This window comes from Paraburkholderia sp. UYCP14C, from assembly GCF_004197395.1.
Classification (GTDB): Bacteria; Pseudomonadota; Gammaproteobacteria; order Burkholderiales; family Burkholderiaceae; genus Paraburkholderia.
Genome location: NZ_SELS01000030.1, coordinates 18,949 through 31,723 on the forward strand (window position 1 = coordinate 18,949; position 12,775 = coordinate 31,723).

Here is a 12,775-nt window from a genome sequence, read left to right on the forward strand (position 1 = left end):
GATGACGAAACAGATTGCGATTGTGGGGATGGCCTGCCGCTTTCCCGGCCATGTTGAAAACCCGGAAGATTTCTGGGCGTTGCTTCGCGACGAAACGGACGCGGTCACGCAAGTGCCGGCCGACCGTTTCGGCACGGAGTTTTACCAGCATCCGTCGAAGCGCGAAGCGGGCAAGAGCTATACGTTCTCCGCGGGCGTGCTCGACGACGTCGCCGGTTTCGACGCGTCGTTCTTCGGCATCTCGCCGCGCGAAGCGCAGCAGATGGACCCGCAGCAGCGTCTGCTGCTCGAACTCGCATGGGAAACCTTCGAAGATGCCGGCGTGCGTCCGCGCGACATGGAAGGCACCAATTGCGCGGTCTATGTCGGCGTCGCGAGCCCGGACTACGGCAATCGTTTCGTCGACGACCTGAACGCGGTCGATCCGTATTCGGCGACCGGCAACACGCTGAGCATCGCGTCGAACCGTCTGTCGTATCTGTTCGATCTGCGCGGGCCGAGCGTGTCGGTCGACACCGCGTGCTCGTCGTCGCTGGTCGCGCTGCACCAGGCGTGTCAGGCGCTGCAGGCAGGCGACGCCGACGTGGCGCTCGCGGGCGGCGTCAATCTGCTGCTGCATCCGTTCGGCTTCGTCACGTTCTCGAAGGCATCGATGCTGTCGCCGCGCGGCCGCTGCCGTGCGTTCGACGCGACCGGCGACGGCTACGTCCGCTCGGAAGGCGGCGCGCTGGTGATGCTGAAGACGCTGGAGCGCGCGCTCGCCGACGGCGACACGATTCATGCGGTCATCGCCGGTACCGGCGTGAACTCGGACGGCTACTCGCAAGGCGGCATCAGCGTCCCGGGCGCGGCAACTCAGGCCGCGCTGCTGCGCACGGTCTATCAACGCGCGGGTGTCGATCCGCGCTCGCTCGCTTATGTGGAAGCGCATGGAACCGGTACCGCCGTCGGCGATCCGATCGAGGCGCGCGCGTTGATGAGCGTCGCGTCGGCGGGGCGAGACATCAACCGGCCGTTGCTGATCGGTTCGGTGAAGACCAACGTCGGCCACCTCGAAACGGCGTCGGGCATGGCCGGCCTGATCAAGGCGATCCTGTGCCTGAAGCACCGCGCGGTGCCGAAGACGCTGCATTTCGAAACGCCGAATCCGGCGATCGATTTCGTCGGCGGCCGGCTGCGTGTCGTCGATCGTCTGACGCCGCTCGAATCACCCGATGGCGCCGACGCGCCGCTGGTGGTCGGCGTGAACTCGTTCGGTTTCGGCGGCACGAATGCGCACGTCGTGCTGCGCGAGGCGCCGGCTTCTGACGTCACGAAAGCGTCGCAACCCGAAAGCGGCGACGCAACGGCAACGCTCACGCCGCTCGTGCTGTCGACGCGCGCCGCGGCCGCCTTGCCGAACCTCGCGGCGCGCTATCTGGCATCGCTCGATGAAGGCGCGTCATGGAACCTGTTGGCCGCGAACGCAGCGCATCGCCGGCAGTGGCTCAAACATCGCGCGATCGTCGCACCGTCGACGCTCGCCGAAGCACGCGCGGCACTCGTCGAACTGGCCACGTCGGTGCAAGAGCATGCGGACATGGCGCTCGTCAAAGGCGAAGCGCCGGCCGACGACGGCCGTCTCGCACTCGTGTTCTCCGGCAACGGCTCGCAGTGGGCGGGCATGGGCAAGCAGTTGCTCGAACAGGAGCCGCTGTTCAGCGCGGCGCTCGAAGAGCTCGACGCATTGTGGCGCGCCGACGGCAGCGCTTCGCTGCTCGACATGTTGCGCGAAGGCGTGAGCGCCGAGACGCTCGCGGCCACCGAGCATTCGCAGCCGCTGCTGTTCGCGATCCAGGTCGGCGTGGTGCGCGTGCTCGAAGCGCGCGGCGTCACTTATGACGTGTGCGTCGGCCACAGCGTCGGCGAAGTCGCGGCGGCATGGGCGTCGGGCGCATTGACGCTCGCGCAGGCCGTGCGCGTGCTCAAGATCCGCAGCCGCGCGCAGGCGAAAACGCGCGGCACTGGCCGGATGGCGGCCGCCGGTCTCGGCGAAGCGGCGATGCGTGCGTTGATTGCTCAACACGGTCTCGACGCGACGGTGGAAGTTGCCGGCGTCAACAGTCCGCAGGCGGTCACGCTCGCCGGTCCGCTCGACGCGTTGCAAATGCTCGAAGCGGCCGTCAAGGCGAGCGGCCGTTTCTTCCAGATGCTCGACCTCGACTACGCGTTCCATAGCTGCCAGATGGACCCGATCGAGCTGGACGTACTCACGGGTCTCGCGGACCTTGCGCCGGGCGCGGCCACGCGCGGCTTCGTCTCGACGGTGACGGGCGACGAACTCGCCGGCACCGAACTCGACGCACACTACTGGTGGCGCAATATCCGCGAGCCGGTCCGCTTCGGCGACGCGATCGCGCGCATCGCACAGAACGGCGTGCGTCTGTTCCTCGAGATCGGCCCGCATTCGATTCTGCGCACCTACGTGACGCAAACGCTCGACGACGCGCGCATCGCGGGCCGTTCGCTGCCGACGCTCAAGCGCAATCACGACAGCGCGCAGACGCTGCATCACGCGCTGCACGCGATGATCGTGAACGGCGCCAGCGTCGACGTCGATCGTTTCGCGCCGCGTACGTTGCTCAGCCAACGTGTGGCGCTGCCGTCTTATCCGTGGCAGCACGAACGCCACTGGCTCGGCCCGACCGCCGAGGCCTACAACCTCGTGTACCGCCGCCGCGAGCATCCGCTGCTCGGCTATCGTCTGCACGAGCACGCGCTTGCGTGGGAAAACCAGCTCGACCCCGCGGGTCTGCCGATGCTGGCCGATCACGTCGTCGATGGCGGCGCGGCTTTTCCGGGTGCCGGCTATGTCGAGATGGCGCTCGCCGCCGCGCGCGTGCATTTCGGCACCGCGAGCTGCGCGGTCGAGAACGTCGAGATCCGTCTGCCGGTCGTGTTCCAGCCGCAGCATTCGAAGCTGTTCCGCTTCACCGTCGACGTGCGGACCGCGAACTTCACGATCGAAACGCGCGATCGCATGTCGGACGAAGCGTGGTCGCTGAACGTGACCGGCCGTTTGCTCGCGAGCGGTTGCGCGCTCGGTGATGCGTCGGCCAACCTGCCGCTTTTCGAACTGACGAGTCTGCTCGCGCAGCCGGCGATCTCGGGCGACACGCTGTACGCGAACACCGCCGCGATCGGCCTGAACTATGGCCCCGCGTTCCGCTGGGTGCGCGCGGTCCACGTGGACGCGAACGCCGACATGGCGCTTGCCGAAGTGGAGATGCCCACGGTGCTCGCGCAGTCCGCCGACGCCTCGAACGCGTACGCGTTGCACCCCGCGCTGATGGACAGCGGGTTTCATCCGCTGTTCGCGCTGCTCGCTTCGCCGGGACATGGCGAGATCGAGCATGCGGCTTATGTGCCGGTTCAACTCGGTCGCATCGACTATCTGCGCGGTGACGCGATCCGCTACGTGCTCGCGCGCATCGAGCGGCGTAGCCCGCATTCGGTCGTCGCGTCGTTCGAATTCGCCGACGCGCAGGGCGAGATCGTCGCGCGTCTGAGCGCATGCCGGTTCCGCCGCGTCGATCTGCTGAGCCGGCGCCAGCAGGCGCCCGGACGCTACACGTATATCGTCGAAGCGAAGCCGCTGGCCGCCGACGTCAACGCCCATACGTTGCCGACGGCCGCCGCGTTGCTCGCCGATGCGACGAACGCACTCGCCACGCAGGAAGACGAAGCGCGCCGACATACGCATCTCACCGAGATGCTGCCGCTGCTCGACGTGCTCGCGGGCGCGTACGCGCTGCAGGCGCTCGACGCGCTGGACGTGTTCGTGCAGCCGGCGCTGCCCGATTGCGCGCATCCGGCGTTGCTCGCGCGACTCGTGCAGATCGTGATCGAAGATGGCCTCGCGCGTCGCGATGGCGCGCGTCTCGTGCGCGACGACGACGCCTGCGCGAACTTGCCCGCCATCGACGAACTGTGGCGCGAGCTGCTCGCGCAATCGCCCGCGCATGTGGCCGAACTGACGCTGCTCGCGCATTGCGGCGCGTCGCTGCCTGCCGTGCTGCGCGGCGAAGTGAGCGGCGCGCAGATCCTGCCGCCGTCGCGCAGCAGCCTCGTCGAGCATTTCTTCGAAGCGTCGCCGACGTGGACGCATGCGAACGCGCTGACCGGCGCGTGTCTGCATCGCGCGATCGAAAGCTGGAGCGAGCCGCGGCGTCTGCGCGTGCTCGAACTCGATTCGCCGCTCACCGACGTGCTGCAGCCGCTCGCGATTCACGTGCCGGTCTCGCGTTGCGATTACACGATCGCAGGTACGCGCGAGCAGTTGAGCGGCTTCGACACGACCGAGCATCCGTCGCTCCATGTCGCGACCGTCGAGTTCGGCGATGCGCCGCGTCTCGTCGGCGTGGATGCGGGCGAGCGCTACGACGTCGTGGTCGCGAGTCACGTGCTGGCGGCGCAAAGCGAACCGCGTGCGTTGCTCGCGGCATTGCGCGGCTGGCTCGCACCGGGCGCGCTGGTCGTGATCGCCGAACCGCGCAACAGCCGTTTCGCGGATCTCGTGTTCGATCTCGACGCGGACGCCGCGCATGCCAACGCGCGCCGCGCGGCGTGGCTGTCGCCGCAGGCGCTGACGCAACTGCTCGAACAGGCTGGCTTCGAACAGGTCGCACGCCATGCTGAGCAGGGCCTCGATCTCGAAGGTGCGCCGACGCTGCTGGTGGCGCGCGCGCCGCGAGAAGCGGCCGGCAACGATGCGGCGCGCGCGACTCAGGCGAGCGCGTCGTCCGCGCACTGGTCGTTGCTGTACGCCACTTCCAATGCGATCGACACCACGCTCGCCACGGCGCTGCGAGCCGCCGGCCATACGACATCGAGCACGACGCTGCAGGCGCTGCAGCACGATATGAGCAGACTGGCCGCACCGGCCGGCGTCGCTCATCACGTGGTGTTCGTCGCGCCCGATCAGCCATTGTCGGTGGACGCGGACGGCGCCGAAGTGATGCACGCACAGCGGCAGACCACGCTCGCGCTTGCACAGCTCGTGCGCGACGTGGCGGCAGCGTCGAACGAAATGCGCCCGCAACTGTGGATCGTCACGCGGGGCGGCGCGCCGGTCCCGACGCCGTTCGTGGAGGCCGCGTCGCTGCGTCCCGAGCAGGGCGCACTGTGGGGGCTCGTGCGCGTGCTGGCCAACGAGCATCCCGAACTGTCGTGCCGTCTGATCGACGTGTGCGGCGCGACGCAACTCGAAGCGGGCACGCTGCTCGCGCGGGAATTGCTCGCGACCGACGGCGAGGAAGAAGTGCTGCTGACGCCGCGCGGCCGCTACGTGACGCGCATGCTGCCCACCCCGAACGTGGCGCTGCGCGACATCGTGGCCGAGCCGCTGCGCGCGCGTAATGAAGCGGCGGTGCTCGGTTTCGCGTCGCCGGGCTCGTTGCGCAACCTCGAATGGTTCCCGCTGCCGTATAGCGAGCTCGCCGCGGACGAAGTCGAGATCGAACCGGTCGCAACGGGCCTCAATTTCCGTGACGTGATGTACGCGATGGGCCTGCTGTCCGACGAGGCCGTCGAAAACGGCTTCGCTGGTGCGACGGTCGGCATGGAGCTGTCCGGGCGCGTCGTGCGCGTCGGCCGCGACGTGCAGCGTTTCGCGGCGGGCGATGCGGTGCTCGGCTTCGCGCCGGCGTCGTTCGCGAGCCACGTGCGCACGAAAGCGGAAGCGATCGCGCACAAGCCCGCGCGTCTGACGTTCGAGGAAGCGGCGACCGTGCCGACCACGTTCTTCACCGCGTACTACGCGCTCTGCGAGCTGGCGCGTCTGCGCCGCGGCGAACGTGTGCTCGTGCACGGCGCGGCGGGCGGCGTCGGGATCGCGGCGATCCAGCTCGCGCGGCATCTCGGCGCGGAAGTGTTCGCGACCGCGGGCAGCCGCGAGAAGCGCGAGTTCGTGCGTCTGCTCGGCGCCGATCATGTGTTCGATTCGCGCAGTCTCGCGTTCGCCGATCAGATCCGCGAGCGCACGCAAGGCGCGGGCGTGGACATCGTGCTCAATTCGCTGGCCGGCGAAGCGATGGTGCGCAGCATCGACACGCTGCGTCCGTTCGGTCGTTTCCTCGAACTCGGCAAACGCGATTTCTATGAAAACAGCCGCATCGGCTTGCGGCCGTTCCGTAACAACATCAGCTATTTCGGCATCGACGCGGACCAGTTGATGAGCGCGTTGCCGGGGCTGACCGCGCGTCTGTTCGAAGACGTGATGCAACTGTTCGCGGACGGCGTGCTGCATCCGCTGCCGTATCGCGCGTTCACGGCCGAGCGCGTCGAGGAAGCGTTCCGTCACATGCAGCAGGCGCGGCAGATCGGCAAGATTCTCGTCACGTATCCGGCAGGTACGCCGAGTCCCGCACGCTCGGCTCACGACGGTGACACGCTGCAACTCGATCCGGCGGCCGCGTATCTGATCGTCGGCGGCACGGGCGGGCTTGGCTTTGCGAGCGCACGCTGGATGATGTCGCGCGGCGCGCGTCATCTGGTGCTCGCGAGCCGCTCGGGCACGCTAGCGCCCGAACTGGCCGAAGAGATCGCCCGCTGGCGCGCAAGCAACGGCACGCGAGTGCGCACGGTCGCCTGCGATGTGACCGACGCGGCCGCGCTCGATGCGTTGCTCGCCGACCTCGCGCAACGCGGCACACCGTTGAAGGGCGTGCTGCATTCGGCGATGGTGATCGACGACGGTCTCGTGCGCAATCTCGACGACGAGCGTTTTGCCGCGGTGCTCGCGCCGAAGGTGGCGGGCGCATGGAATCTGCATTGCGCGACGCGCGAGCTGGCGCTCGATTTCTTCGTGGTCTATTCGTCGGCGACGACCTTCCTCGGCAATCCGGGGCAATCGAGTTACGTCGCGGCGAACAGCTTCCTCGAAGCACTGATCACGCAGCGCCGCGCGGCCGGTTTGCCGGGCACCTGCATGGCATGGGGTCCGCTCGACGACGTCGGTTTCCTCGCGCGCAACGCAGAGACGCGGGAAGCGCTGCAGGCGCGGATCGGCGGCGTGTCGATCAGTTCGGCCGAAGCGATGACCGCGCTCGAACGCGCGCTGGTCACGATGCATGCGGGCGAGGCGGTGGTGCGGCTCGATTGGCACGCACTCGCGCTCGGCATGCCGGCGGCGCGCGCGCATCGTTACACAGAGTTGCAAACGCGCGGCAGTCACGAACCGGCGCCTCAGGGCAGCGTGCAGATGCGCGAGCAGATCGCGGCGATGCCGTTCGACGACGCACGGCGACTGGTCGAAGAGACGTTGCAGGCGCAGATCGCGCGCATCCTGCACATGTCGCCGGAGAAGATCGAAACCGGCCGCTCGATTCTCGACATGGGCATGGATTCGCTGATGGGCATGGAGCTCGGCATGGCGGTCGAAGAGCGCTTCGAGGTCAAGCTGTCGATCATGACGATGGCCGAGGGCGCAACCGTGCATTCACTCGCCCAACGTATCGTCGAATCGATCCAGACTCAGGATGAGGCGGCCGAGCCGAACGGCGCGGCCGCGCAGATGGCGGCGCAGGTCGCGGCGGTCGCCGCGCAGCATGCGCTCGATGTCGGCGCTCATGCACTGGCCGACGTAGCCGATGCGCTGTCCGCGCAGTCGAGCGCGACGGAGACGGTCTGATGCGCGCGCCCGCGGGCTGGAGTCATCGCGAAGGAACACTCGCGCGCGTGCTGACCGTGAGCGGCCACGGCCTCCACACGGGCCGGCGCGTGAACGTGCGGATCGTTCCGGGCACGGCAAGCGGTCCGCGCGGCATCCTGTTCCGGCGCATGCAAGAGGGCCGCGCGCTGGCTGAATTCGCGGTGAGTCCCGCGTTGCGGCGCGGGCAGCCGCTGTGCACGATGCTCGAATCGGCCGATGGCGTGCGCGTGCGCACCGTCGAGCATCTGCTGGCTTCGCTGCTGACGTGCGAAATCGATCGCGCGACAGTCGAACTCGACGCCGAGGAAGTGCCGATTCTCGATGGTAGTGCGCAACCGTGGCTCGACGAGATTCGCGCGTGCGGACGCATCGAGCTGCCGAATGCGAAGCGCTTCATTCGCGTGCTGCGGCCCGTGAAGATCGTCGACGGTGCCGGCACGCGCGACGAACGCAGCATGTCGATCGAACCCGCGGCCGCCTATGAAATGAGCGTGCGCAACGATCTGAAGGGCTTCGGCGAATTGCGCTGGGACGGCGCGCTGACCCCCGCGAGCTTTGCCGGCGAGATCGCGCCGTCGCGCTCGTATGGACGCGTCAAGTGGGCGATCCCGGCGATCGCGGCAGGCTACGTGCGCGGCATGCCGATTCTGCGTGGCGCGCGTCTGTCGTGCACGGCGGCGATCGTCGGCAATCGGGTGCTTGGCGGCATGCGCGTGCCCGACGAGTTCGTACGCCACCGCGTGCTCGATCTGGTCGGCGACATGGCGATGGCCGGCGCGCCGCTGCTGGGCCGTGTGAGCGCGCTGCGGCCGAGTCATGAAATGAACTATCGGCTCGTCGCCGCGCTGCTCGCGGATCGCGACGCGTGGGAATGGGCCGAATTCGCGGGCTGAACGTACAGGATTAGCGAAACACTATGGGACTGGGTGATCACCTTCGCCAGCAACTCGCCGCGAAGGCGTTGATGAGGCAGCTCGAACGCGTGTCCGACGAGGCGCGCGAGCCAGGCGCGCCGCTCGCGGCAAGCGGCACTCGCGCGGCGCACGATGCCGCGCGCGCCGAATTGTGCAGCTTCGAAAGCATGCCGGGCTATCAGCAGGTCGAGATCCTGCGGCAGATGGGCGACAAGCTGCAGGTGCAGTCGCCGTTCTTTCGGGTGCATGAAGGCGTGGCGGGCGCGACGACACAGATCGGCGGCGCCGAGTATCTGAACTACGCGAACTACAACTATCTGGGCCTCGCCGGCGATCCGCACGTGTGCGCGCGTGCGAAAGAGGCGATCGACCGCTATGGCACGTCGGCGTCGGCAAGCCGCATGGTGGCGGGCGAGCGGCCCGTGCAGCGCGAACTCGAAACGGCGCTCGCGTCGTTCTACGAGGTCGACGATTGCGTCGTGTTCGTCAGCGGCCACGCGACCAACGTGACCGTGATCGGCTCGCTGTTCGGGCCCGGCGACCTGATCGTGCACGACTCGCTCGCGCATAACAGCATCGTGCAGGGCGCGCAATTGAGCGGCGCCAAACGGCTGAGCTTTCCGCACAATGACTGGCAGGCGCTCGATGCGTTGCTCGCGCGCGTGCGGCACGACTACCGCCGCGTGCTGATCGCGATCGAAGGTCTGTACAGCATGGACGGCGACATTCCCGATCTCGCGCAATTCGTCGACATCAAGCGTCGTCATGCGGCGTTCCTGATGGTCGACGAGGCACATTCGCTCGGCGTGCTCGGCGAGCGCGGCAAGGGCGTGCGCGAGCATTGCGGCGTCGCGAGCGGCGACGTCGATATCTGGATGGGCACGCTGAGCAAAACGCTGGCCGGGTGTGGCGGGTTTATCGCCGGCACCCAGGCGTTGATCGATATCCTGCGCCATCTCGCGCCGGGCTTCCTGTATAGCGTGGGGCTCGCGCCTGCGTTGGCGGCGGCGTCGCTCGCGGCGCTGGAGCGTCTGGTGGCCGAGCCCGAGCGGGTCGCGCGCTTGCGCGCACGCGGGCGGCAGTTCATCGACGAAGCGCGTGCCGCCGGTCTCGATACCGGCAAGAGCGCGGGATACGCCGTCGTGCCGATCATTTCCGGCAGCACGCTGAAGGCCGCGCAATGGGCGAACGCGATGTTTGCCGAAGGCATCAACGTGCAGCCGATCTTCTATCCAGCCGTCGAGGAAAAGGCTGCGCGTTTGCGCTTTTTCATCTGCTCGACGCACGAACCCGAACAGATCAGCCGCACGATCGTCGCGCTCACGCGCATCGCTCGCTAACCACATACACAAAGAATCGAACCCGGGGCAGCCTGCCATGTATGCCGTAGAACCTGCGCGCGCGGATTCGCCCGATCGCGAACACGAACCGCTCGCGCTGCGCTTTCGCGCCGCGCGCGCCGGCGATTCCGAAACCTGCGCGCCGCTGATCTTCGCATCGGGCGTGCGTGAGTTCGGTTTCTTTCTCGGCGAGCCGGCCGACGCGTGCATCCAGTTTCTGGCATTCGCGTTCGCGTCGAAGCTCGGACGCTTTTCGTATCGACGCCACCGTGTGGCGGTGACCGACGACGATCAACCGGTCGCGGTGCTCGCGCTGCATGACGGACGCCATGCCTGGTTCGACGATCCGCACGTCGCGCTGATGCTGGTGTGGTTCTTCGGCCTGCGCCGCACGGTTCGCATGCTATTGCGCGGCCTCGTGCTCGAAAGCGAATTGCCGGCGCCGAAGTCGACGCAGACGCTGATCGCCCACTGCGCGACGCATGAGCGCCTGCGCGGCACGGGGGTTTTCAGCACGCTGTTCGCGGATGCGATGCGCGCGCGTGAGCAGGTGAGTCCGTGGACCCGCGCGGGGCGTGGCGAGCCCGATCGGCACCAACTCGTGCTCGATGTACTGGTGAGCAACAAGCGCGCATACGCGCTGTACCGGCGTCTGGGCTTCGTCGAATTGCCGCGCAGGGCGCCGGTTTCGGCGCGACTGCCGGGCGAGCTCGAATCGGTGCGGATGGAGTGGGTTGGGAAGGAATAAGGCGAGCCGCTAACAAGCCGGCTTGCAACAGACAACGCAAAGTACGAGATAGACGCACGATGCGGTTGATTGATAAAACAAAAACGAGGACCTGAAACATGCACATCCACCCCGTAGTTCTTTGCGGCGGGAGCGGCACGCGACTGTGGCCGATGTCGCGCGGCGGCTACCCGAAGCAGTACCTGGCACTGACCGGCGAACACACGCTGGTCCAGCAGACCGCGTTGCGCCTGCGTGGCATCGATGGCGTCACCGCGCCGATCGTCGTCACGAACAACGAGCAGCGCTTTCTTGTCGCCGAACAACTTCGCCAGGTCGACGTGGGGTCGGCGAGCATCGTGCTGGAACCGGCGAGCCGCAACACGGCACCGGCCATCGCCGTGGCCGCGTTGCTCGCATTGCGCGACACCCCCGACGCGTTGCTGCTCGTGCTGCCGTCCGATCATGTGATCGCGGGCGAGGCCGCGTTCGTCAAGGCGGTCGAAGCGGCCGCGCAGATCGCGAAAGACGGGCGTCTGGTCACGTTCGGCATCGCGCCGACCGAGCCGCATACGGGCTACGGCTACATTCGGTCGGGCGCGGCGCTGATCGACGGCACGCAGACGTTCGCGGTCGATTCGTTCGTCGAGAAGCCCGATGCCGCGACCGCTCAGCGCTTCATCGATGAGGGCCGTTACTACTGGAATAGCGGGATGTTCATGCTGAAGGCGTCGACGTATATGGACGAGCTGCGCCGCTATGAGCCGGAGATCGCGCGTCAGGCGGAGCTGTCGCTGCAGAGCGCGCAGCAGGACTACGATTTCGTGCGTCTCGATGCCGAGGCGTTCGCAGCCTGCCCGAACATCTCCGTCGACCACGCGGTGATGGAGAAGACTCAGCGCGCGGCCGTCGTCGCGGTCGCCGATCTGGGCTGGAACGATATCGGTTCGTGGACCGCGCTCGCCGACATCGCCGAGCGCGACGCGCAGAACAACGCGCTGATCGGCGACGTTCTGACCGACGCGGTCAGCAACTCGTATATTCGCGCCGAGCATCGGCTGGTGGCGGCGATCGGGCTCGAGAACGTCGTGATCGTCGAGACCGCCGACGCGGTGCTGGTCGCGCATCGGGACCAGGCGCAGGACGTGAAGAAGATCGTTGCGCAGCTCAATGCGATGGGGCGTCATGAGTCGGTCACGCATCGTCGCGTGGTGCGGCCGTGGGGTTCGTATGAAGGCATCGATAGCGGCGAGCGCTTCCAGGTCAAGCGCATCGTCGTCAATCCCGGCGCGCAGCTTAGTCTGCAGATGCATCATCATCGCGCCGAGCACTGGATCGTCGTGAAGGGCACCGCGCTCGTGACGAACGGTGACAAGGAGATCATGCTGACCGAGAACCAGTCGACCTATATTCCGCTCGGCGTGACGCATCGGCTGCTGAACCCGGGCAAGATTCCGCTCGAACTGATCGAGGTGCAGTCGGGCGCGTATCTCGGTGAGGACGATATCGTGCGGTTCGAAGATACGTACGGGCGTGTGGCGAAGGTTTGACGCCTCTGCCGGTTAAACCCGGCAGCGCATTTCGCAGGCCATCGGTCGAAAGACCGGTGGCTTTTTTCATATGGGTGACACGACATCGACGACCAATAATCAGAACAGAAAGCGGCTAGCGCTCATATTCCTTACATTTACTGACCGACGCGGCAGCTAGATCGGGAGTAGGATTTGAACTTCGAGAAACTGGTTGGGCACATCCGAAAACGAGGCACCACGCAGCGTAGGTTCAGATCCATTGGACGGTGACATCGCTTCCTTCGTTAAAAGGGAACTGTCGAAATGAAGAAACTCGCTTTGCTATGGAAATTGGTCAGGAACGATCTGCGCGTGCTCTCGGCTGCGCTGCAGCATCCCGACCGGCCCGGATGGCTGATTCCGGCAGTCGCTTTGGTAGGGTTATACGCGATCGATCCTTTCAATTTCGCGGTTCCGTTCGTCGGGGTCGTGGACGACGGCGTACTGGTCCCGATGGCGTTGCACTTGATGGTCCGCTGTCTGCCAACCGAGTTGCGACGCCAGCGCGGCCGATGAGGCCTTAAGCCCACTAG

General features: G+C 66.9%; 6 protein-coding genes. All 6 read left to right on the forward strand.

Going from position 1 to position 12,775, the window contains the following annotated elements; translation table 11 throughout:
* Position 1 precedes the first annotated feature (1 nt).
* The 6 genes from EVC45_RS25140 (at position 2) to EVC45_RS25165 (ending at position 12,758) form a co-directional block, all read left to right on the forward strand.
* Complete coding sequence (locus EVC45_RS25140; protein ID WP_129960942.1) at positions 2-7,669, forward strand: type I polyketide synthase; 7,668 nt, start codon at positions 2-4, stop codon at positions 7,667-7,669.
* Entirely contained in the window at positions 7,669-8,583 is a 915-nt protein-coding gene (locus EVC45_RS25145; RefSeq protein WP_129960943.1) for a UDP-3-O-acyl N-acetylglycosamine deacetylase, read from the forward strand. Before EVC45_RS25140 ends, EVC45_RS25145 begins: the two co-directional genes overlap by 1 nt.
* Before the next feature lie 23 nt (positions 8,584-8,606).
* A complete protein-coding gene (locus EVC45_RS25150; protein ID WP_129960944.1) occupies positions 8,607-9,944 on the forward strand; it encodes an aminotransferase class I/II-fold pyridoxal phosphate-dependent enzyme in 1,338 nt (445 codons plus the stop codon).
* Positions 9,945-9,981: 37 nt separating this feature from the next.
* On the forward strand, positions 9,982-10,692 hold the full coding sequence (locus EVC45_RS25155; protein ID WP_129960945.1) for an N-acetyltransferase: 711 nt from the start codon (positions 9,982-9,984) through the stop codon (positions 10,690-10,692).
* Positions 10,693-10,790: 98 nt separating this feature from the next.
* Entirely contained in the window at positions 10,791-12,221 is a 1,431-nt protein-coding gene (locus EVC45_RS25160; protein WP_129960946.1) for a mannose-1-phosphate guanylyltransferase/mannose-6-phosphate isomerase, read from the forward strand.
* A gap of 285 nt (positions 12,222-12,506) precedes the next feature.
* Positions 12,507-12,758: a hypothetical protein gene (locus tag EVC45_RS25165; protein ID WP_129960947.1), complete on the forward strand. Its 252-nt coding sequence runs from the start codon at positions 12,507-12,509 to the stop codon at positions 12,756-12,758.
* Positions 12,759-12,775 lie beyond the last annotated feature (17 nt).